Here is a 21,299-nt window from a genome sequence, read left to right as displayed (position 1 = left end):
GCGGGTCACGCCGCGAATTGGTGGCGCAGCACCTTCTTGTCGGTCTTGCCCAGGGTGGTCTTGGGCAGGCTCGCCAGCCAATGGAACTGGTCGGGGATGCGCTGTGCCGCGACGCCGCGTGCCTGCAGATGAGCCTTGAGCGAATCGGTGTCGCAGCCCAAGCCGGGGGCGGCGACCAGCACGGCGCAGGAGCGCTCGCCCAGGTGCGGATCGGGTACGCCGATCACCGCCGCTTCCAACACCCCAGGGTGGGCCAGCAGGTGGCCCTCGATTTCCTCGGCGGCGATTTTCTCGCCGCCGCGATTGACCTGGTCTTTGTGGCGGCCAGTGACGACGAGGCAGCCGTCCTCACGCAGGCGGACCACATCGCCGGTTCGATAGAAACCATCGGTGGTGAAGGCTCGGGCATTGTGCTCAGGCGCGTCGAGATAGCCGCGAATGGTGTACGGCCCACGTACCAGCAGGTGTCCCGGTTGCCCGACGACGACCGGCTGGTCGTCATCATCGACCACCAGGATTTCGTCCAGCGGGCTCATCGGCCGCCCCTGGGTGTGCAGTCGCTGGTCAAGGTCGCCAGCCAGGTCGGTATAGCAAACCAGCCCTTCGGACATGCCATAAACCTGCTGCAAGGTGAATGCGAAGCTGTCGCTCAAACGCGCTGCAACGTCATCGCTCAGACGTGCGCCGCCAACTTGCAGGAAGCGCAGGCTGCCGAGGTCGTGCTGGCGTGGCGCGTGCAACCAGGCCTGCGCCAGGCTCGGAACCAGGGCGGTGAAAGTCACCGCTTCGCGGGCAATGCTGGCAAAGCAGGCTGAGCCGCTGGGGTCGGCCTGCATCACTACCCGGCCGCCGGCGAGCAGGGTGCCGATGAAACCGGGGGAACTCAGGGTGAAGTTGTGCCCTGCCGGCAGCACGCACAGGTAGACGCTTTGCGGGCTCAACTGGCAAATCTTCGCACTGGCACGGATGCTGTAAAGATAATCGTCGTGCCTGCGCAGGATCAGCTTGGGCATGGCGGTGCTGCCACCGGACAGGGTGATCAACGCCGGTGCGCGGCTGTCGCGAGGCGGTACCGGCAGGTCCCGGCCATACAGGCTAGCGTAGGGCGTGAACTCCGCCGCATCGCCCAGCACGATCACATGACGAACCGGGCCGGCAAGGTTTTGCAGTTCACGGGCGATATCCCGATAGTCGAACCCGACGGCGTGGTCCTTGATCATGTAGGCCACGGCCTTGCTGGCCTGGACGATGTGGGTGATTTCGTTGCGCCGGTCGGTGGGCAAGGCGAATACCGGGACCACGCCCAGGCGGAACAGCGCGAAGGTGGTCTCGATGAACTCCAGCACATTGGGCAACTGCACCACCATGCGGTCGCCCGGTCGCAACCCCAGACGGGTGAAGCCATCGGCGAGCTGGTTGCAGCGGCGGTCGAGTTCTGCGTAAGTGATGCGGCGTTCCTGGTCTACCACCGCGACCTGCCCTGGGGTCAGGCGGGCATGCTGGGCAATGCAGGCATCAAGGGTTTCACCGGTCCAGGCGCCTTGCTGGCGGTAGTAGCGCTCGAAGCGCTCCGGCCAGTAGGGCGCGTCCAGACCTGGCAGTTGGGGCGGCTCTGGCTGGACGTGGTGGTGCAGGTGGTCGAGGCAGTGCTGGCGCGAGGCCGGGCCGAACGCCACTTGCCAGCCGGCCGGCAACGGTTTGAAGCTTGGCCACAGTGAAGGTTGCAAGGCACCGTTGCGCAGTAGCAAGAACTGGCCATGCGCGGCATCGAACGGGTTGTGGAAGTCACGCAGCACATGCTGTGCTCGCCGTGCCTGGGGCTTCGCCAGCGCCGCGTTGTGGCGCAACAGCACTTGGGCGAGTGCCTCCGGCTGTTCGCTGACGAAATAGTGGCCGCCGCCTTCGATCACATCCAGAGACACCTTCGGGCTGTAGGCCTGCCAGTCGAGATAGCGGCTGGCGTAGTCCGGGGTCAATGGGTCGGCGCTGCCTACGATCACATGGATGGGCGCGCGCAAGGTGCCACGGCCCCTGGTTTCGTTGCTGAAGAATGCAGCGGTCTGGCCGGCATCGTGCTTGGTCATCCGGGCAATCGCGGCCAGGCTTTGCGCGTCCGGGACCTCCTTGAACCCGCCCAACTCCTGCAGGAAACCAATGATCTGCTCGCCCGAGCGCTGCGCCACCTGGTGTTCGACCTCGTGAGGCTGCAGGTCCAGCAGCATGCCGCCGATGGTCAACCCGCGCAGATCGGCGCCGGCCTGCTCCAGGCGACGGCTGATGTCCAGCGCCAGCGCATTGCCGGCGCAGTGCCCGTAGACCAGCAACGGCCCTTGCACCTTGGCCAGGACCTCGGCGGCGACACCGGCGGCGATCGTGGCGTTGTCCGCGAACGGTTCGTCGGCGCGCACCACATCGTGGCCCGGCAGGCGCACGCACAGGTAGTTGAACGCGGTGCCCAATTGCTCGACCAGTTGCCGGTAGGCAAACACGTTACCCCCAGCGAATGGCACCAGTAACAAGGTGGCTCGGTCGGCACGAGCGCTGGCCCCCATGGCCTGTGTCCAGCTGGTTTCGGCGGTGCCCATACCGTTGTGCCGCAGGTAGTCGGCGCAGCCGCGGGGTGTTGGCTGTTCGAACAGTTGCAGTACGGGCAGGCCCATTTCACGGCACAGGCCGATGGCCTTGATCGAGTCGCCACCGATGCTGAAGAAGTCGTCATCCATGCCGATGCGTTGTACATCCAGGTGCGACGACCAGTGGGCTAGCACCTGTTCGTCAAGGCTGTCCCTTGGCGGTTCCAGGTGACGGCTGGCATTCGACTCGATGGCCGGCAGCGCGCGACGATCGAGCTTGCCGTTGGCGGTCATGGCAAATGCCTGTTGGACGCCGATCGCTACGGGCACCATGTACGCCGGCAGGTTGGCGCGCAAATGATCGCGCAATGCTTCGCTGTCCACATCTGCGATTGCATAACCCGGTGCCGGCACCACGTGGGCGATCAGTCGTGGGTCGTTGGCCCGGTCGTTGACTACCAGGGCCACGGCATTGGACACCGATGCGTGAGCCCGCAGGCAGCTTTCGATCTCACCCAATTCAATACGGTATCCACGCAACTTGACCTGCTGGTCGGCACGCCCGATGTATTCAAGCTCGCCGTCGGCCAGGCGAATTGCAACATCGCCACTGCGGTACATGCGTTGTCCCGCAGCGCCGAATGGGTCGGCGACGAACCGCGTGGCATCCAGTTCAGGACGGGCCAGGTAACCCTCGGCCAAGCCTTCACCACGGACATACATTTCGCCTTGCGCCCCTTCCGGTACAGGTTGCAGGGCATCATCCAGGACCAGGATATCCATGTCGGCGTAGGGCCGGCCTATCAGGCTGCCGGCATTGGCCAGCACCTGCTCGCGGGAGATGAAGCGGTGGCAGGTGTTGATGGTGGTCTCGGTGATGCCGTACAGGTTCAGCAACTGCGTGTTTGCCGGCCGCGGCAGATCGAACCATGGGGCCAGGCGACCGAGGTCGAGTGGCTCGCCGCCGAAGCATTGGTAGCGCAGCTTCATGCGTGCAACCAGCTCCGGATGATCAGCTTCGGCTTCCATGAACCGGTAGAACGCGGAAGGGATCTGGCCGAACACGGTGACGTGCTCGCGTACCACAAGGTCCAGCAAGGCATGAGGGTCGCGGGTGGTGGCTACCGGTACGATCACCAGACGCCCACCATGCAGCAGGGCGCCCCACATTTCCCAGACAGAGGCGTCGAACATGTAGGCGTGGCAGGCTGTCCAGACGTCGCTGTTGCGGTAGTCGAACCAAGAGTGGGTGCTGCTGAACAGTCGCACCACGTTATGGTGGCTGATGCAGACTCCCTTGGGTTTGCCGGTGGAGCCTGAGGTGTAGATGATGTAGGCCCTGTCGTGCGGTTGCGGACCGCCCGCCGGGGGCAAATCGGCAGCGTCTTGCAGCGCCTGCTGGGTGGCTTGGGCATCGATGCTCAGCAGTTGGCTATCGGGTTGCAGACTGCGGGCTTTCGTCGCCGTATTCTCGTCGCATAGCATGAAGTCAGCGGCGCATTCTTCAACAATGCCGGCCAGTCGCTCTTGCGGCGCATCGGGGTCCAGGGGCACATAGGCCGCAGCGCATTTGAGTACGGCCAGGATGGCCACTACCGTTTCCAGCGAGCGCTCCAGTAACAGGGCAACGGTGCGCTGCGGCGAAGCCGTGCGCGATGGCAGGCGGGCTTTGAGCAGATGTGCCAGGCGGTTCGCCTGGCTGTCCAGTTCCCTGTAGCTCAGTGAGCGTTCGCCCAAGGTCAGTGCGGTGGCTTCGGGCGTGGTGCCAACCCAGTGAGCGAAGCCGTCGAGCAGCGTCGATTGTGCCTGGCAGGTTGGTTGCGGTGCTGGGCAGACCTGGTACGGGTAGGCGGCAAGCTGGCCGAGCGGGCGCTCGACGTCGGTGGCGAATGCCTCGATGAAAGCGAGGAAACGCTCCACGTGGGTGCCTAGCGCCTTGCCATCGTACAGATCAGGGTTGGCCATACCGCATACCCGCAGCCCCTTGCCAGGGACGGGTTGAACCAGCAGCGACAGATCGTCGGCTGCACCGGCACTGAGCACTTCGACTTCACCGGCAAGCGGGCCGAACACCAGTGCAGGCGAATAGATGTCGATATTGATCTGAGGCCCGGTCAGGCGTCGTCCATCACCCAGCAGGTTGCAATCGCGGCGGATATCCTCGGCCCGGTAGCGCTGGTGTTCGCGCATGCTGGCGAGCGCCTTGGCTGTGGCTGCTACCAGTTCGCCAACACGTGTCCATGGGTCGATTTGCAGCTGCAAGGGCAGCACGTTGGCCAACGTGCAAGGAACATCATGCGCCTGTGTGTGCAGGCGGTTCATCATCGGAACACCAACGACCACGTCCCGCTGGCCGGTACTGCGGCCGATGAACGCGCCGAAGGCAGCGATCAGTACCTGCAGCCAGTGGCTCTGCGATTGGCTGGCGCACTCACGCAAACGCTGGAAGGCCGCTTCGGACACCTGGCCGCGGTGCAGCAGGGCTTGTCGGGTGGGCAGCTTGACCTGTGGATTGAGGCTGGCCACGGTCAGGCTGCTGTCGACCTGCTGCTGCCAGTAGTCGCGGTCGCGAGCGAAGTCGGGTGATGCCTGGTAAGCCTGTTCCGCTTCCAGCACCTTGTGCAATGCGCCCAGTGGCGCTGCGTTGACGGAATGGCCAGCCTGTTCGCTGTACAACGCCGCCCAGCGCTTGAGAAACAAGCCCAGTCCGACACCGTCCAAGGCGATGTGATGGCTCTTCACGTACAGCCAGTCAGGCTGTCCGGCGATACGCACCAGGCTTGCCTGCAGCAGCGGGCCCTGCCCCAGGTCAATGGGGAGCGCGAGGTCGCTGGCCATCCACTGGCGTGCCAGGCTTTCGCTGGCAAAGGCGTGCTCGGCCAGCGAGTACTCGGATGTGGTGATGATCTGCTGCTGTACCTGCCCATGCGCCTCGTGCACTTGTGCGCGCAGGCCGCTGCTCTCGCCCATCACCTGGTTCAGGGCAACCGCCAGGTGCTGCGCGTCCACCTTGCCATCGAAGCGCAGCAGGCTGGCAATGTTGTACGCGGCGCTGTCGCTGGCCAGCTGCTGCCCGAGCCAGATAGAGCGCTGGGCGGCAGTAAGCGGGAGTGAGGTGGCAACTTCCATTTCAAACGACTCCATTCTGTGACCGGGGCACGATTGCTCAGGCTTTGGGCAGGTGCTGCTGTTTCTGCACCGCGTCGAAGAAACGCTCGCAAAGGTACGAGCGGGTATCCGGGGCGACCCGGGCATCAATCAGCACGGGGCGGTCCATCGCCAAGGCTTCGGCAAGCTGGTCGCGTAGTTGCTCCGAAGTATGTGCGGTGAAACCCTGCACCTTGTGGAAGCGCGCTATGTCGATGAATTCCAGGTCTGGCTGCTCGGTCAATGGTCGGTCCTGAGGCTTGCCTGACAACGAGGTCCAGCGCCGGTTGTTGAGGACCACCACGATGGGGCTGGTGCCGAAACGGGCAGCATGCATCAGCTCGTTGCCGGTCATGTGGAATGCGCCGTCGCCCACCAGTACCAGCGGGCGTTTACCGCTTGCCAGTTGGTAGCCAATGGCGCCCGGGACGGCCAGGCCCATGCTCATGTACAGGGAGGACGCCAGCACATCGCGCGGGAACATGCCCAACGACATGAAGAAGGCATCACCGCAATCGACGATCAGGTCGAGGTCGGGAAGCGCGCTGAACACCCTGTTCAACTCATCGATGATTTCGTACGGGGTCAACGGTGAATCAGCGGCGAACAGCTGTTCTGGCGCACTGGGGTGGATGAAGGCGGCCTGTTCCGCTTCCAGTGGCGCCAGGGTTTGACCATGGCGGCGTGCCGAAGCAGCCAGACCCAGCAAGGCGCGCAAGAAGGCTTCGGTGCTCAGCTCGTAGCGTTGCCGACCGACCATCACCACGCCGTCATTGGCGTGGATCAGCCGACCACCGGCAATCTGGCTGGCTATGCCCATATTGACGTCGGAGTTGGGTTCGCCAAGGAGCATCAGCACGTCGCAACTGTCGACCAACGTCTGGGTCAGACGGGAAGGTGAAGCCGGGCCGGCGTAGATGCCTCGATAGTGGGCATGCGTGGTCGGCAGGCCGCCCCGCGACATTGGTGTTTCGACCCAAGGCAACCCGAGCGCCTCGCTCAGCGCCAGTGCTTCGGCACCGAGGTGCCCGCGTTTCACATCGAGGCCGGGCACCAGCACCGGCTGCTGGGCCTGGTCGAGCAGTTTCAGTGCCTGTTCGGCCGCACTCAATGCGTGTTGGTCGAACAGGGCTGGTTGACGCCCCAGCGGTGTCCGTCGTGGTGTATGGCGTACCTTGTGCAGGAAGAGGTCGCGAGGGATTTCCACATACACCGGCCGCGATTCATGCAGGGCGATGGCGATGGCTTCGCGCAGCTGGTCCTGGGCTTGGTGCGGGTCGTCGATGCACGCCTGATGCACGGTGATTTCTTTCATCAGCCGCAGCTGGGTGCCATGGTCGACAATGGTGTGGTGAGCGAACATCGAACCCTGGCGTTCCTTGTGCCCGGGCGACCCGGATATCACCACCAGCGGCAGACGTTCCACGTAGGCTTGGGCGATGCCGTTGATGGCGTTCAGGGCACCCACCCCGTAGGTGAAACATACAGCGCCGGGCGCCTGGCCCCCGAGCGCGTAGCCCAGGGCGGTGAGGGTGGTGCTGTACTCGTGTGACATGGTGCGCAGGGTCAGGCCGGGAGTGGCCAGCATTTCCCGCGACAGCTGCATGGTGAAGTCACCGGGAATGCAGAACAGGTCATTGATCTGGCTTTCAACCAGCACATGGCCCACGAGTTGCCCAAGGGTCATTTCCCGGGACGCGGTGAAAAGCCGGGTCAGCATGTTCATCGCTGGATACCTCGCTCGATCAGATGGCGATGCGCTTCGTCAATCTGCCCGTCGAAGGAGTACGCCAGGGGGGCCAAGGGGAAGCCAGCCAGCAGCTCCTTGACACGGCTGGCGACCCGCGCAGGCTCGGTGCGCTTGAAGTACAAATCGGCTACCAGCCCGGCCACCTGACGGAAGTCGTCCTCTCGCATACCGCGGCGGGTCATGGCTTGTACGCCCAGGCGAATGCCATGAACGCCTGGCTTGCCGGGTATCTCGATGTTGGTAGAGCGGATGCCACCGGCATGCAGGCTGTCGACGCACATGGCCAGCGCTTGCTGCAGCGTGCCGACGGCGAAGTGCACCTGATGGGTTTCGGTGAAGCCGAACGACTCCCCCGAAACTTCCAGGCCGAGCTCGTGCAGTTGCTGCGCCAGGGCCTTGGCGTTTTTAACCATCTGCTGCGCGTAAGCCATCCCGAACACTTCCATTTCCTTGAAGGCCGCCCACATCGATGGCAGCAGTTCGGCGTGGCAGTTGCTTTGCAGGTGAGGGCACACCCACATCGAGGTATCGACCAGCAGTGGGTGCTGAGCGGACTTGAAGGCGATGTAGCCCTTTTGCGGGCCGGGGATGGTCTTGTGGGTATTGCCATGGACAGCGTCGGCGCCACAGGCCAGGGGCGAGTCGAACACACCGCCCAGGATCAGGCCGCCGTCATGGCTCATATCGTAGGTCAGGGCGCATGATTCGGGCAGTACGGCGCGAATCTCCGCCAACGGTTGCCAGCGCAACTTGAAAGACTGATCGAGGATGACAATACGGATATGCGGGTTTCGGCGCACCATGTCATCGAGCTTGGCGACATCGATCAGCAGGCTGCGCGGGTCGACCGGAAGGTGGAAGATTTCGATACCCATCTTGCTTGCCAGCTGCTCAAGCGCGAAGTGCCCACCGTCGCGATGGGCAAAGTGCACGAAGCCTTCGCCTGGCTTGCACGCTGCCAGCATCAATGCCTGTTCGGCGGGCGAACCACCGTTAGGTCGCCAGTCGAATGCCTGTGCCCCCAGCATGCGTCGGGCCAGCCCGCGCAGGTCGTCGGCAATCTCGTTCATCTGCCCTGGTTCGGGGAAGTGCCACTCGCCCAGCGGTACCGGGAAGGGGAAGGAACAGTGATAGAAGGCCCCGGCGGTGCTGCCGGATGTCAGGCGTACCAGTTCGCTTGGGTAGTTCTCGTTGGCAGTCAGGCTCAGGGTGTCCTGGCGGTATTGGTAATCCTGGTCGAGGGTCTGAGCCAGCCATTCGATGAGCGGGCCGGCGTTGTGCTTATCCTGGTTCATGTTCAGCGGACTCCTGTCTGTGAAAACACTTCCGGTGTGACGTCGAGCAATGTCTGGCGAGGGCCGCCGACGACGTCGTATTCGATCTGGCAGGACTGCTCGATGATGGCGTGGTAGAGCTGCTCGATCAGCTCTGCTGGCACATTGAGCGTACGCCCGCGTTCGGTGCAGCGGCTGACCACCTGCCTGACCCGTTCGGGCTGCATCACGGCGGTGCTGCTGCCTTTTTTGCTGTCGGCCACTTCACGGATGATGTTCAGCCGCTGTGCGATCAGGTCGATCAACTGGTCGTCGATACGGTCGATACGATCGCGATGGCTGCTCAGTCCTGCGCCCTCGCCCATGGTGCCGGGCGCATACGCCTGGATCACTTCGAACAGTTGCCTGCAGCTGGCTGCCAGTTGTGGCTGGGCTGGTTCGAGGTGGTTGCGGAGGCTGGCCATGGCGGCCAGGAACTCGACGTGGGCGTCGTTGCGGGCGTGTATATCGAGGCGTTGCAACTGGGCAAAGGCGTTCTCGCGGGCTGTAGCCGAAGCCGGGTTGCCGGCCTGGATCTCCCAGTACACGTCTGGATGGTTGGTCATCATGCGCGCCAGCAGGCAGAGCATGACCTTGAACGGTGGTGGCCCCAGTTCGATCAGTTGCGCCAACGGCACGCCACTGGCGGCCACGGTGTGACCGAAGGCGAGTACCATCGAGTGGCCAACTGTCTGCAAGAGAGCCATGGCGTGGTCGTGCTGCTGCGCTGTCAGCGTGAACAGGCGCATGCCGCGGCTTTCCAGACGTTCGCAGAGGTCGTCCAGGGCCGCGTCAGGCTGGTAGGGTACCACCACCACCGGTCGCCCTTCTGGCGGCAGGTCACCCGAGAACATCGGGTTGAGCCCAGCCACCGCCTGCGGCAGCGAAACGTCACGGATCAGCGTGGCGAAAGTGTTCTTGATAGACAGCGTTTCGACCAGCAGGCAGTCCAGCGCCAGATGCGGCAGCAACACGGGGAGCGCCTGCAGAAGCACCTTCTCCGAAAGCGCCAGTACCAGCAGATGCGCAGTGGCGAGGCGTTGGCACAGGAGTGGGGAAGGCGCACAGATATCGCCTTGCATGACGTCATAGCCTTGCGCTGCCTGGCTTGTTGCCAGGTCGACGCCGAGCACATGCAATCCGGATGCACTCAGCTGTTCGCAGAGCATCCGCCCTATCGATCCGGCGGCGCCAACGATGATCGCATGCCTCTCGCTCGGGTAGGGCACAGTTGTCATGCGCACACCTCTTCGAGAAGGGCTATTGCTTCTACCACGCCACTGGCCTTGACCACGGTCTCGAGGTATTCGCTTTCCGGGTCGGACAATGCCGTGATAGCCCCGCCGACACCGAAACGCGCCTGGGCGTTGTGTACTGCCACGCTGCGGATCAAGATGCTCAGGTCGCAGGCACCGCCCAGCGAAAGCCACCCCAATGAGCCCGAGTAGGCTCCCCGCGCGCCTTGCTCAAGCTCACCGATGATCTGCATGGTGCGCTTTTTCGGCGCGCCGGTCATCGAGCCGCCAGGGAAACTGGCCTTGATGCAGTCCAGTGCATGCATACCGGGTTTCAGCTGGCCCTGGATGGTCGAGACCAACTGATGAGCGTGCGAGTAACTCTCCACCACGAACAGGCCTGGCACGTTGACTGAGCCTATTTGGCATACCCTGCCCAGGTCATTGCGCAGCAAATCGACGATCATCAGGTTTTCAGCAAGGTCCTTTTCGTCCTGGCGCAATTCGTCGAGTTGGCGCTGGTCCTCCCTGGGATCGTGGCTGCGAGGCCGGGTGCCTTTGATCGGCTTGGCCTCGGCCTGGCCGGAACGGTCCACCTTGAGGAACCGCTCAGGTGACGAGCTGGCCATTTCGAAACCGGGGATGGCGTAGTAAGCGGCGTGAGGCGCCGGACTGAGCTCGCGCATGATCCGGTACAGGGCATAGGCAGAATGCTCGAACGGCAGTTCGACCAGGTTGGTCAGGCAGACTTCATAGGTTTCGCCATCGACGATCTGACGCTGGGCCTCAAGGATCTTCTCGATATACGCCGGTTTGTTGTGGCGGGCCTTGGCATGGGCAGCAATCCACTGCTCCACCTGGTCCAGCGACATGCGCCTGGGGCGCTTGGCCAAGGGCTGGGCGGCAGGCAGGGCCTGCAAGCGGTTACCGGCTTGCTCCAGCCAGGCTCTGGCAGCCGGTTGGTCGTAGTCATCCTTGAGCAGGTGCAGCAGGTAGCTGCGGTTTTCCTGATGGTCGATCACAAGCATGCGCGTGGCCAGCATGAAGCACGCATCGGGGGCCGGAGATGTCCAGGCCGGGTCGGCCAATGTGGCCACCTTCAGCTCGTAGCCCAGAACCCCGACATAACCCAGGTTGAAGTCGAACGGCAGTTCGTCAGGGCAGGGCGTGCGCAGGGCAAGCATGCGCTCACCGAGCCAGGCGAGAAAGTCCTCGGCGGGCTCCTGCACGGTACCTTCCATGCGGCGGATCTCGACGCTGGCGCTTTCCTGCTTGTAGCGCAGCACCTCGGCCCAGCGTCCTTGCGAGTCACCCATGAAGGTAAAACGGGAGAACCCGGGGATCACCACACTGCTCTCCAGCAGGAAGCGGGCCGGGGACGGGGCGAACTCTTGCTCGAAGGCCGCCAGGGTGTCGGGCACATGGTCAAGGGCCCGGAATTCGACACGGTTGCTCATCTAGAATCTCCGGAAAAGCTGGCGATGGCTGTCAGCAAAGGCCACCCTGGTGCTGGTGTGCGAGGTCGCGGAAGTTGCCAAGCATTTGCAGGCCCGCTTCGGTGCAGATGGATTCGGGGTGGAATTGAATGCCGTGCAGTGGCCTGTCCTTGTGGCGAATGCCATGGATCATGCCGTTCTGGTCCCAGGCGCTGACGACGAACGGCGATTTGATCTGGCGCACCATCAGCGAGTGATAACGCACCACGGTCAGGTCGGCAGGTAGCCCGGCAAATACGCCCTGGCCGTCATGCTTGATAAGGCTCATGCGACCGTGCATCGGTTCGGGGGCGTGCACCACGTCCATCCCGTGCAGGTGGGCCATGCACTGGTGCCCCAGGCACACACCCAGCACAGGCACGCTGGCATCGCGGATGATGTCTTCGCTCAGGCCGACATCGGTCTTGCGCGCCGGGGTTCCTGGGCCGGGGGAAATGATGATGGCGGCATAACGGTTCAGGTCGATGTCCGCCGGGGAAACATCGTTGGTGAAGACATCAGGCTCTTCACCGCAAACCTGGCCCATGAACTGGAAGAGGTTGTAAGTAAATGAATCGAAGTTGTCGACGATCAGGGTTTTCACGGCCGCTGCCCTCCTGTCAGGCGCTGACGTAGTCGCGGCCGGCGAAGGCTTCTCTGACCTGTGGCAGGTCGAGGATGCCCATCTGCCGCAACAGCCGGTACAGACGTTGCAGAATCGATTTCTTCATGCGCGCATGGTCGGCATGGAAGGTCGGGTCGGATTCGTGGATTACCTGTTCGGCCAGTTCTGGCGTCAGGCCGCAATGGGCCAGCATGCGGCGTTCGAAGCGTCGCTCGGGGTCGATATCCAGGAAGTCGTCGAGATAGGCGGGGAGCATCAGGCCGAAGCGCTCGCGGGTGCTTTCCGGCAGTGTTGGCCAGCGCTTTTTCATCAGGTCGGCGAAGAACCGCGAATGGCGCCCTTCGTCGCGTACATGGTCAACCATCAGGGTGGTGAACGATTGGCTCAGCTGACGTTCGCGTCCGAGGTTGGCCACTTCGTCAGTGAGCACATTCTCTGCGATGGTCACGGCCAGTAGCTGGAATTCGGTGCGTAGCGATTCGGGCAATTGCGCATAGGCGCGCGCTGTCGCATCCAGCTTCTGGTTGCTCTGCGGAACTTCGATAGCCTCGATACCGCTTTTTTCATTCATCTGCGTCAGGTAATCAAGGGCCACATGGGCGTGGTACCCCTCGTCGATGATCACGGTGAGCGCTTGCAGTTTTTCCTCATTGCCAATGCCTGGGAATTTGTCATGCAACATGTCCAGGCAACATTGGATAATAAATTTGGTTTCCAGCAGCCCTACGTTATACAAAAATTGATAGGCCGCCTGGGTCAACAGGTAATTCCTGATGTGCTTGCCGTGAGTTTGAATGATCGGATGCTCACACATCGCACAGCGGGAGACGGGATAAATTAATTGTTCACCGTCATACTCCGGGACGATGATTCGCGGTGTGCTGCGCACAGTCGCTTTTGCATACCAATGGTCATTGATCAAATCGAGACTCATTTTTTTTCCAGTCAGGTGAGGTGGAAACAAAGGGCGAAGCGCCCGCCGATCAGTTCACGGTGATCCAGGAGGCGTACAAGGGTTGGCCGTATTTGGTGCAGACCTGGCCGGCGCGAGAGGCATCTATGCCAACCTTGCGCAGCAGGCGCTCGATACCCAGCGGTGACACGGTTATCAACTTGCGTGCCCCATGTGCCGCAGCGCAGCGCAATGTCGCTTGCATCAGGGCAATAGCATTGGGGGAGGAGATCTGCCGCTTGGCACGGCAGGGGGCGTCGCCGACGGCGGCGAAGCGTGATAGCTCCCAGACCTGTTCACTGGCGGGCAGCGGCTGGCCGGCCATGAGTTCGGGAAACACTTCGCTGAGTAAATAAGGCGTGGCGGTGCTCAATAACCGCGCCACCCCGACCACTTGTTTCTGTTCGTCCCGGGCTAGAATATAGACCGTATCGTCTCGATCGAATTGATCAAACTCCGAATCTACTTCGCAGTCCAGTTTCCACCCGAGCTGGCGGACAAATACTTCATATCGATATTGCGCCATGGCCGAGCGCAGGCTGGCATCCAGTGTTTCCAGCGTACCCGTGATGAATTCCATTTATTAGGCTCCGCAAACTTTCGGTGGCGGAGCTATTAGATACAACAGTTACTGAATGTGTAACCTACCAAAATGGGTAGGGCGGCCGTCATTTGGCTGTCATGTTGCCGAATTGCTCACGGCGTCAGAACAGCAGCCCAAGCATGGCCGCGCGAACCACAGCAGCGGTCTTGTTGGCCGTTTTGAGCTTGCGCACCGCATTCTTGATATGGAAGTCGACGGTGTTCTTGGAGACCGTGAGCAGGTCGGCAATTTCACTGGCCGATTTGCCATCAGCAGTCCACATGAGTACCTCACGCTCGCGCTCGGTGAGCTCCGGGGCTTCGGCATTCCGGTGCCGGCGGTTGAGAATTGAGCTAAGCGAGACGTGGGCGGTGCTGGCCAGCCAGCGCAGTTTGTCGCCGTTCTGGTGTAACTCGCGTTCGCTGATAGGTGTGTCGCTGCGTGCTATGGTGAGCATCGCACAGCTACCGCCGGTGTTGAGTATTGACTGCGACAGGCCTTTGCGCAGCCCATGCCCACGGGCTTCCTCCCACAGGTCGGGTGCTTGAGCGTAAAGCTGGTCGCTCCAGATGATGGGCCGCTCCGACTGCCGCCCGAGGGCGATGGTGGGGTCTTTTTCCAGATACCTGGCCTTGCTGTAGCGCTCCTGCCAGGCGGCAGGGTAGTTGTTCAGCATGATCGCCTTGGGGCTGGAGATAGGGTAAGGCACCTGCAAACCATAGGCGCAGTAGTTGAAATCCAGCGCAAGGCTGGCCTCCATGATCAACGCGAAGATAGCGTTTTCGTCGCTGACACGTTCCAGTGCATGAAGAAGCTCGATTTGCCAACCGTCCATGTTTGTTCTCGTGGCCTCTGGTGTGGAAAAGCCTGTTCGGCTTACCTGGCCTCCTGGCCAGCGCAAAAATATGGCACCTCATGGCAGAAATGCCAAATTCATGACGGATATTTCATAAACGGCGGGATTCTCGGGGAGACTGGTGACGAGCAGCGCAGCAGAAACGAGCGCTCGAATGCACACCGGCATGCAGGGTAGACGTTCGAGAAGGGAAACAGGCGGGGTTGTCGCCATGCCATGGTGAGCATGCTGCGACAGCGGGGCATGAAGGAAACTACGGAGGGGGTGCATAGCCATTGCGGCAGTGGGTGAGGCAGGCCTTGAGCTGGCCTGTCTCACCCAGGTCTAGGATCAGCCCTGCTTGACCTCACGCAGCGGCTTGCCCTTCACCGGTGCACCATTGGCCACATAGTACTTGGCGGTGCTGCGCGGCAGTGGCTTGCGACCACGGATCTTGTCCGAGATCTTCTCGGCAATCATGATCGTGGTGGCGTTGAGGTTGCCGGTGATGATGATCGGCATGATCGACGCGTCGACCACACGCAGGCCCTGCATGCCGTGCACGCGGCCTTCGCCGTCGACCACCGCCATGTCGTCGGTGCCCATCTTGCACGAGCAGGACGGATGGAAGGCGGTTTCGGCGTGCTCACGGATGAACTTGTCCAGTTCCTCGTCGGTCTGCACGTGCGCGCCCGGGCTGATTTCGCGGCCACGGTACGGGTCCAGCGCCGGTTGGGCCATGATTTCGCGGGTCAGGCGGATGCCGTCACGGAATTCCTGCCAGTCCTGTTCGGTCGCCATGTAGTTGAACAGGATGCTTGGGTGCTGGCGCGGGTCCTTCGACTTGAGGCGGATACGGCCGCGGCTTGGCGAACGCATCGAACCCATGTGCGCCTGGAAGCCATGTTCCTGCACGCCGTTGGAGCCGTTGTAGTTGATGGCCACCGGCAGGAAGTGGTACTGGATGTTCGGCCATTTGAATTCAGGGCGGGTACGGATGAAACCACCGGCCTCGAACTGGTTGCTGGCGCCGATGCCAGTACCGTTGAACATCCACTCGGCACCGATCGCCGGCTGGTTCCACCACAGCAGCGACGGGTACAGCGACACCGGCTGGGTGCAGGCGTACTGCAGGTACAGTTCCAGGTGGTCCTGCAGGTTTTCGCCGACGCCCGGCAGGTCGTGCACCACCGGGATGTCGAGGCTTTCCAGCAGGGCGCGCGGGCCGACGCCGGAACGCTGCAGCAGTTGCGGCGAGGCGATGGCACCGGAGCTGACGATCACTTCCTTGCGGGCGCGGGCTTCGACGCGCTCTTCGCTGTCGCCGACCAGGTAGGTCACGCCGATGGCGCGCTTGCCGTCGAACAGTACGCGGTCGGTCAGGGCGTGGGTGACGATGGTCAGGTTCGGGCGCTTCTTGGCCTGGTCCAGGTAGCCACGGGCAGTGCTGGAGCGGCGACCGTTCTTGGTCACGGTGCGGTCCATCGGACCGAAGCCTTCCTGCTGGTAGCCGTTGAGGTCTTCGGTGCGTGGGTAACCGGCCTGTACGCCAGCTTCGACCATGGCGTGGAACAGCGGGTTGTTACCGGCTTTCGGCGTGGTCACGCTGACCGGGCCGTCGCCGCCGTGGTAGTCGTTCGGGCCGATGTCACGGGTTTCGGCCTTGCGGAAGTACGGCAGGCAGTCCAGGTAGGTCCAGTCTTCCAGGCCTGGCAGTTCTGCCCAGCCGTCGAAGTCCATGGCGTTGCCGCGGATGTAGCACATGCCGTTGATCAGCGACGAGCCACCCAGGCCCTTGCCACGGCCACACTCCATGCGGCGGCCGTCCATGTGCGGCTCCGGGTCGGTCTCATAGGCCCAGTTGTAGCGGCGGCCCTGCAGCGGGAAGGCCAGGGCGGCTGGCATCTGGGTACGGAAGTCGAAACGGTAGTCGGGGCCACCGGCTTCCAGTAGCAGCACAGTGACGCCGGCGTCTTCGGTCAGGCGGGTCGCCAGGGTGTTACCGGCCGAGCCGGCACCGACGATGATGTAATCGTATTCTTTGGACATGAAAGTACCCTCATGTTGGCGGTGATCAGGGAGCGGAAACGCCCGTGCGCAGCGGCACGGGCGTGGCTATACAGGGTTTAGAAAACCGAGTTGTAGCCGCCCAGCTCGACCTGGACCGACTTGATGCGAGTGTATTGGGCCAGCGAGCTGATGCCGTTCTCACGGCCGACGCCCGACTGCTTGTAGCCACCCACCGGCATTTCGGCTGGCGATTCGCCCCAGGCGTTGATCCAGCAGATACCGGCTTCCAGCTTGTGGATGATGCGGTGGGCGCGGCTGATGTCGTTGGTGCACACACCGGCGGCCAGGCCGTACTCGGTGTCGTTGGCACGGCGGATGACTTCTTCTTCGGTTTCGTAGGTGAGGATGCTCATCACCGGGCCGAAGATCTCTTCCTTGACGATGGTCATGTCGTCGGTGCAATCGGTGAACACGGTCGGGGCGACGAAGGCACCCTTGGCGAAAGCACCTTCGGTCATGCGCTCACCGCCGCACAGTACGCGGGCGCCTTCTTCCTTGCCCTTGGCGATGTAGCCGAGCACGCTTTCCATGTGCTGGAAGCTGACCAGCGGGCCGAAGTTGGTGTTCTCGTCTTCCGGGTTGCCAGCGCGAATGCGTGCAACGCGCTCGACGATCTTGGCTTCGAAAGCCGCCTTCATTGCCGCCGGGATGAACACGCGGGTGCCGTTGGTGCAGACCTGACCCGAGCTGTAGAAGTTGGCCATCATGGCGATGTCGGCGGCCTTGTCCAGGTCGGCGTCGGCGCAGATGATCAGCGGCGACTTGCCGCCCAGTTCCATGGTGACTTCCTTGAGCGACGAGCTCGAGGCGCTGGCCATGACCTTCTTGCCGGTGGTGGTACCGCCGGTGAAGGAGACTTTCTCGATGCGCGGGTGCTCGGTCAGCCAGGTGCCGACTTCGCGGCCGCTGCCGGTGAGCACGTTGAACACGCCGTTCGGCAGGCCGGCTTCGGTGTAGATCTCGGCCAGTTTGAGGGTGGTCAGCGAGGTCACTTCCGACGGCTTGAAGATCATCGCGTTGCCAGCGGCCAGGGCCGGGGCGGATTTCCACAGGGCGATCTGGATCGGGTAGTTCCAGGCGCCGATACCGACGGTCACGCCCAGCGGTTCGCGGCGGGTGTAGACGAAGGACGACTCACGCAGCGGGATCTGCTCGCCTTCGATGGCCGGTACCAGGCCGGCGTAGTATTCCAGCACGTCGGCGCCGGTGACGATGTCGACGTAGCGGGTTTCCGAGTACGACTTGCCGGTGTCCAGGGTTTCCAGCATGGCCAGTTCGTCGTTGCGCTCGCGCAGGATGTCGACGGCGCGGCGCAGGATGCGCGAACGCTGCATGGCGGTCATCGCGGCCCAGACTTTCTGGCCGCGCTCGGCGCTTTCGACGGCCTTCTCGACGTCGGCCTGGGTGGCACGTTGCACGTGGGCGAGGACTTCGCCGGTGGCCGGGTTGATGGCTTCGAAAGTGGCATCGCTGCCAGCGTCGACGTAAGCGCCATCAATGTAGAGTTTTTGCGTTCCGAAACGGGCCATAGTGTCCTCGCAAGTGCAGTGTGTGGTTGGCTGCGCGTCACGCTCCTGCCGGGTCGACAAGTGCCGTGCGTGCTTGATCAGCAGCCTGGTTGTTGGTGTCCAGGGTGTGCTGTTTAGCCAGTTGTAGTTCCATGTATTCGTAAGCAATCCGTATCGCCTGGTCGGTGTCGAATGCATCACCCGACAGGGCACCACGCAGCCACAAGCCGTCGATCAACGCCGCCAGGCCGCGGGCTGCCTTGCGCGCATGGTAGAGCGGCAGGGCGCGGCGGAACTGGCAGCACAGGTTGGAATACAAGCGGTGGTCGTTGATCCGCTGCAACCTGTGCAAATCGGGCTGGTGCATGCTGGAAGCCCAGAAAGCCAACCAGGTTTTCATTGCCGGGCCGTTCACCTGGCTGGCATCGAAGTTGCCCTCGATGATCACTTTCAGGTGGGCGCGCGGGCTGTCGTCCGTCAGGGCCTGGCGACGTGCTCGAACACCTTCGTTGAGCATGTTCATGATGTATCCCATCGTCGCTGCGATCAGGCCGTTCTTGTCCCGAAAGTAGTGACTGATGATGCCGTTCGACACACCGGCCAAACGGGCAATCAGCGCAATGCTGGCATCTCCCAGTCCGACCTGATCGACCGCCTGCAACGTGGCTTCGATCAACTGCTGGCGGCGGATGGGTTGCATACCGACCTTGGGCATCTTGCTATCTCCTCAGGCCTGCGAGCAGGCGACAGGCGCTGACTCGGCGAAGGCCAGTCTATTTTGTTTTGATTGAACGTTCAATCAATAAAGAATAAGCTCTGCGACAATTTGTGCCATTGACAGTTTTTCAGGCGGTCTAAGAAGCACGGATTGACACCCCAGGAAATCGCGTAACCCCCGGAATACAAGGCGTTGACGGGCATGAGCGATGCGAATGCAGATTCTGCCGTGCGCTCGTCGAGCCTGCGGCAGGCCCTTGGAGCGGGCGGGGTGGGCTGTGGCTAATGCGCACACCTCGACCGAGGTGTGGCAGTGGCGACAGGCCATCTGTCTGATTTTTTGCAACGTATCGATTCGGGATCACGGTTTCCAGGGTGCCTTTTATAACACCTGACGCAGTGGGGATATTCCACCAATTGCTCGGGAACACTGATTAGCCTCCATAGCCGCACTGCCCGGAGCATTCGTGCAATGAGTTCTGCCTCACTTACCAAACCCCCCGCCGAGAGGGTCCGGGTCAACCGCGTGGTGTTCTTCACCTCCGCGCTGATGATCCTTGTTCTGACTGCCTTGCTTATCGCTGTACCCGAAACCGCCGGCCAGGTGCTTGGCGTGGCCCAGAAGTGGCTGACGCGCACCTTTGGCTGGTACTACATGCTGGTGATCTGTGGCTACCTGCTGTTCGTCGTCTACCTGGCCTTCTCCGACTACGGCAAGCTCAAGCTTGGCGGCAAGGACGACGAGCCCGACTTCAGCTACGGCGCCTGGGCCGGCATGCTGTTCTCCTCCGGTATCGGCATTTCACTGCTGTACTTTGGCGCCTCCGAGCCGTTGGACCACTACTTCAACCCGCCGGAAGGTACCTCGGCCAGCCTCGAGGCCGCGCGCCAGGGCTTGCAGCTGACCTTCCTGCACTGGGGGCTGCATGGCTGGGCAATCTACGCCCTGGTCGGCCTGGCCGTGGGTTACTTCGCCTACCGTCACAACCAGCCGCTGGCCCTGCGTTCGGCGCTGTACCCGCTGGTGGGCGAGCGTTGGGTCAAGGGTGCCGCCGGCAACGCCGTGGACATCTTCGGCATGTTCGTGACCCTGCTGGGCCTGGTGACCAACCTCGGCATCGGCGCGATGCAGGTGGCCTCGGGCCTGGAATACCTGTTCGGCATGGACCACAGCAAGACCAACCTGCTGGTGGTGATCCTGGTGATGGCTGGCGTCGCCACCGTGGCTGCGGTCTCGGGTGTGGAAAACGGCATTCGCCGCCTGTCCAACCTGAACATCATGCTGTTCAGCGGCCTGTTGATCTTCGTGCTGCTGGGTGGTGAAACCCTGTACCTGCTCAACGGCTTCGTGCAGAACATTGGCGACTACCTCAACGGTATCGTGCTGAAGACCTTCGACCTCTATGTGTACGAAGGCTCGGGCGACAAGTCCGAGCGCTGGCTGGGCCTGTGGACCGTGTTCTACTGGGCCTGGTGGATCTCCTGGGGCCCGTTCGTAGGGATGTTCATCGCCCGTATTTCCAAGGGCCGCACCGTGCGCCAGCTGGTGATGGGCGTACTGCTGATCCCGCTGGGCTTCACCCTGGCCTGGCTGTCGATCTTCGGCAACACGGCGCTGGACCTGGTAATCAACCAGGGCGCGGTGGAACTGGGCAAGACAGCGCTGGAACAGCCGTCGATGTCGATCTACCAACTGCTGGAATACTTCCCGGCTGCCAAGATCGTGATCGGTGTAGCGGTGTTCGTCGGCTTCGTCCTGTTCCTCACCCCGGCCGACTCCGGCGCGGTGATGATGGCCAACCTGTCCTGCAAGGGCGGCAAGGTGGACGAAGACGCCCCGCACTGGATGGTGGTGTTCTGGTCGGTGGTCATCACCCTGGTCACCATCGGCCTGCTGTTCGCCGGCAATTTCGAGGCCATGCAGACCATGGTGGTACTGGCGGGCCTGCCGTTCTCGGTGGTGCTGGTGCTGTTCATGTTCGGCCTGTACAAGGCCATGAAGCAGGACGTGGTGGTCGAGCAGGAGCGTGCCGAGCTGGCTGCCCGTGGCCGCCGCGGCTTCAGCGAGCGCCTGACCCAGCTGGAACTGCAGCCGACCCAGGCCGTGGTGCAGCGGTTCATGGACCGGCATGTCAGCCCGGCGCTGAAAGAAGCCGCCGCGCAGTTGCAGACCCTGGGCTTCGAGGTGGAAACCCGTGTTGGCCAGTCGCGCAACATGATGGGCCTGCGGGTGATGATGGAAGAGGGCAACCCGTTCGTCTACGAAGTGAGCCTGGACGGCTACCTGGCGGCGCCGAGCGAAGCGCCGGTGGAAGGCGAGCCGGAAGTCCGTCAGCGCTTCTATCGAGCCGAGGTGTACCTGCACGATGGCAGCCAGGAGTACGACCTGATGGGCTTTGCGCCGGAACAGATCGTGCGTGACGTGCTGGACCAGTTCGAAAGCCACCGGCAGTTGCTGGGGCGTGTCTACAGCTGACGCTGGCCATTGCAGAAAAGGCCTTGCCCGACAGAGCAAG

13 protein-coding genes are annotated in these 21,299 nt (G+C 62.5%); 1 reads left to right on the top strand and 12 read right to left on the bottom strand.

Annotation, left to right across the window (positions count from 1 at the left end; all coding sequences use genetic code 11):
* Window positions 1–5: 5 nt before the first annotated feature.
* The 12 genes from HU763_RS22820 to betI form a co-directional block, all read right to left on the bottom strand.
* Entirely contained in the window at window positions 6–5,702 is a 5,697-nt protein-coding gene (locus tag HU763_RS22820) for a non-ribosomal peptide synthetase (protein WP_186684272.1), read from the bottom strand.
* A 37-nt stretch (window positions 5,703–5,739) separates the two neighbouring features.
* A complete protein-coding gene (locus tag HU763_RS22815; RefSeq protein WP_186684273.1) occupies window positions 5,740–7,446 on the bottom strand; it encodes a thiamine pyrophosphate-dependent enzyme in 1,707 nt (568 codons plus the stop codon).
* A complete protein-coding gene (locus tag HU763_RS22810) occupies window positions 7,443–8,765 on the bottom strand; it encodes a PLP-dependent aminotransferase family protein (RefSeq protein WP_186684274.1) in 1,323 nt (440 codons plus the stop codon). Before HU763_RS22810 ends, HU763_RS22815 begins: the two co-directional genes overlap by 4 nt.
* Before the next feature lie 2 nt (window positions 8,766–8,767).
* Complete coding sequence (locus HU763_RS22805; protein ID WP_186684275.1) at window positions 8,768–10,021, bottom strand: chorismate mutase; 1,254 nt, start codon at window positions 10,019–10,021, stop codon at window positions 8,768–8,770.
* Window positions 10,018–11,475 carry an aminodeoxychorismate synthase component I gene (gene pabB, locus HU763_RS22800; protein ID WP_186684276.1) on the bottom strand — a complete coding sequence of 486 codons (1,458 nt, stop codon included), beginning with the start codon at window positions 11,473–11,475 and terminating at the stop codon, window positions 10,018–10,020. The genes HU763_RS22805 and pabB overlap by 4 nt, the downstream gene beginning before the upstream one ends.
* Before the next feature lie 31 nt (window positions 11,476–11,506).
* Complete coding sequence (locus tag HU763_RS22795; RefSeq protein ID WP_170033321.1) at window positions 11,507–12,097, bottom strand: anthranilate synthase component II; 591 nt, start codon at window positions 12,095–12,097, stop codon at window positions 11,507–11,509.
* A gap of 16 nt (window positions 12,098–12,113) precedes the next feature.
* Complete coding sequence (locus tag HU763_RS22790; RefSeq protein WP_186684277.1) at window positions 12,114–13,052, bottom strand: diiron oxygenase; 939 nt, start codon at window positions 13,050–13,052, stop codon at window positions 12,114–12,116.
* A gap of 49 nt (window positions 13,053–13,101) precedes the next feature.
* Window positions 13,102–13,650, bottom strand: a complete 549-nt coding sequence (locus HU763_RS22785; RefSeq protein ID WP_186684279.1) for an acyl-homoserine-lactone synthase — start codon at window positions 13,648–13,650, stop codon at window positions 13,102–13,104.
* A 124-nt stretch (window positions 13,651–13,774) separates the two neighbouring features.
* Window positions 13,775–14,488 (bottom strand): autoinducer binding domain-containing protein, encoded by a 714-nt coding sequence (locus tag HU763_RS22780; protein ID WP_186684281.1) that lies wholly within the window; start codon window positions 14,486–14,488, stop codon window positions 13,775–13,777.
* Between the two features lie 351 nt (window positions 14,489–14,839).
* Window positions 14,840–16,537 (bottom strand): choline dehydrogenase, encoded by a 1,698-nt coding sequence (gene betA / locus HU763_RS22775; protein WP_186684283.1) that lies wholly within the window; start codon window positions 16,535–16,537, stop codon window positions 14,840–14,842.
* A gap of 77 nt (window positions 16,538–16,614) precedes the next feature.
* Entirely contained in the window at window positions 16,615–18,087 is a 1,473-nt protein-coding gene (gene betB / locus HU763_RS22770) for a betaine-aldehyde dehydrogenase (RefSeq protein ID WP_186684284.1), read from the bottom strand.
* Between the two features lie 37 nt (window positions 18,088–18,124).
* A complete protein-coding gene (gene betI / locus HU763_RS22765) occupies window positions 18,125–18,781 on the bottom strand; it encodes a transcriptional regulator BetI (RefSeq protein ID WP_170033310.1) in 657 nt (218 codons plus the stop codon).
* A gap of 531 nt (window positions 18,782–19,312) precedes the next feature.
* Between betI and HU763_RS22760 the strand changes: the two genes are divergently transcribed.
* Window positions 19,313–21,259, top strand: a complete 1,947-nt coding sequence (locus tag HU763_RS22760; RefSeq protein WP_225931987.1) for a BCCT family transporter — start codon at window positions 19,313–19,315, stop codon at window positions 21,257–21,259.
* Window positions 21,260–21,299: the final 40 nt, after the last annotated feature.

It is taken from the genome of Pseudomonas anuradhapurensis, assembly GCF_014269225.2.
Classification (GTDB): domain Bacteria; phylum Pseudomonadota; class Gammaproteobacteria; order Pseudomonadales; family Pseudomonadaceae; genus Aquipseudomonas; species Aquipseudomonas anuradhapurensis.
Note: the sequence above shows the minus strand (reverse complement) of the source record. Positions and strands in the feature narration are given on the sequence as shown.

Coding starts and splice junctions, on each gene's coding strand:
- HU763_RS22805 (WP_186684275.1), bottom strand. CDS start 10,021: ATGACAACTGTGCCCTACCCGAGCGAGAGGCATGCGATCATCGTTGGC.
- HU763_RS22790 (WP_186684277.1), bottom strand. CDS start 13,052: ATGAGTCTCGATTTGATCAATGACCATTGGTATGCAAAAGCGACTGTG.
- betA (WP_186684283.1), bottom strand. CDS start 16,537: ATGTCCAAAGAATACGATTACATCATCGTCGGTGCCGGCTCGGCCGGT.
- HU763_RS22820 (WP_186684272.1), bottom strand. CDS start 5,702: ATGGAAGTTGCCACCTCACTCCCGCTTACTGCCGCCCAGCGCTCTATC.
- HU763_RS22780 (WP_186684281.1), bottom strand. CDS start 14,488: ATGGACGGTTGGCAAATCGAGCTTCTTCATGCACTGGAACGTGTCAGC.
- betB (WP_186684284.1), bottom strand. CDS start 18,087: ATGGCCCGTTTCGGAACGCAAAAACTCTACATTGATGGCGCTTACGTC.
- HU763_RS22815 (WP_186684273.1), bottom strand. CDS start 7,446: ATGAACATGCTGACCCGGCTTTTCACCGCGTCCCGGGAAATGACCCTT.
- HU763_RS22810 (WP_186684274.1), bottom strand. CDS start 8,765: ATGAACCAGGATAAGCACAACGCCGGCCCGCTCATCGAATGGCTGGCT.
- HU763_RS22785 (WP_186684279.1), bottom strand. CDS start 13,650: ATGGAATTCATCACGGGTACGCTGGAAACACTGGATGCCAGCCTGCGC.
- pabB (WP_186684276.1), bottom strand. CDS start 11,475: ATGAGCAACCGTGTCGAATTCCGGGCCCTTGACCATGTGCCCGACACC.
- betI (WP_170033310.1), bottom strand. CDS start 18,781: ATGCCCAAGGTCGGTATGCAACCCATCCGCCGCCAGCAGTTGATCGAA.